This window comes from Roseomonas rosulenta, assembly GCF_016106005.1.
GTDB lineage: Bacteria > Pseudomonadota > Alphaproteobacteria > Acetobacterales > Acetobacteraceae > Neoroseomonas > Neoroseomonas rosulenta.
The window spans coordinates 1-903 of sequence record NZ_JACADR010000593.1; the positions used below are offsets into that span (position 1 = coordinate 1).

Genomic DNA, 903 nt, shown 5'->3' on the forward strand with positions numbered 1-903 from the left:
ACCACCCGCCAGCAGCGCGCCGAGCGGCAGCCGGTGCAGCGGCAGCGCCGGGCGGCGCCGATGCACGCCCGCCGCGACGCTGTCGGAGAAGACGATCGCGCTCTCCGCCGCGTCCAGTTCGCGCCCCAGGCGCCATTCCCAGAAGGCGCCGGCATCGCCCGGATGCGGTTCCGCGTCGTGCACCATCGGCACGAAGCGCAGCCCGGCGCGTGGCAGCGCAGGCGCCACGAGCGGCGTCCAGAGATGCGTCATCACCGAGACCACGGCATCGGCGCGGAACGCCTGCGCCTGGCGCACAAGCCGCCGCGCCAGGCCCGGGACGCGCGTGAAGCCCGCAACGAAGCCGGCTGCGCTGGAATAGGTCCGCACGCGCTCGATCGGCAGGCCGAGGGCGTCGAATTCCGCGCCGAGATCGGCCTGCGCCGAGAGAGAGAGCGCCACCGCCACGTCGTCGCGCCGCGCGAGCGCGGTAGCGAGCGCGAGCGCCAACTGCCCGCCCGCGCCACGCCGTCCCCAGTACCAGAGCAGCAGGCGCATCGCGGACGGCCCGGGCTCAGCCTCGATGCCGCAGCCGGGCCTTGCGCAGCGCGCGGATGACCAGGCCGCGCAGGCGCCAGAACGGGCTGTTCTTCATGGCCTCGATCTCGGCCAGGGCGCGCAGCAATTCGCCGGAGGGGCGCGCCGGGGCACCGAAGCCGCCGAGATTGCGTCGCGCCAGCGCATCCTTCGCGAGGTCGGGGCGTTCCTGCAGCCAGGCCTGGATGCCGGCCTGGTAGCGGCGGAATTCCTCCCAGCCGGCGCCGGGGCGCGGGCGGCGGCCGGCCTCGATATCGGCGATGGTGGCGCGGAAGGCCGCCATCGCGGCGTCGGCCTGCGCGGCGGTGGTGAAGCGCGCCGCCTGCG

The 903-nt window shown here is 75.5% G+C and carries 2 protein-coding genes; both read right to left on the reverse strand.

What is annotated here, in order from left to right:
• Window positions 1–537, reverse strand: a 537-nt coding sequence (locus HW578_RS27090) for a glycosyltransferase (protein WP_198373790.1), incomplete at its 3' end; no start/stop codon positions are given.
• Between the two features lie 16 nt (window positions 538–553).
• Window positions 554–903, reverse strand: a 350-nt coding sequence (locus HW578_RS27095) for a hypothetical protein (protein WP_198373791.1), incomplete at its 5' end; no start/stop codon positions are given.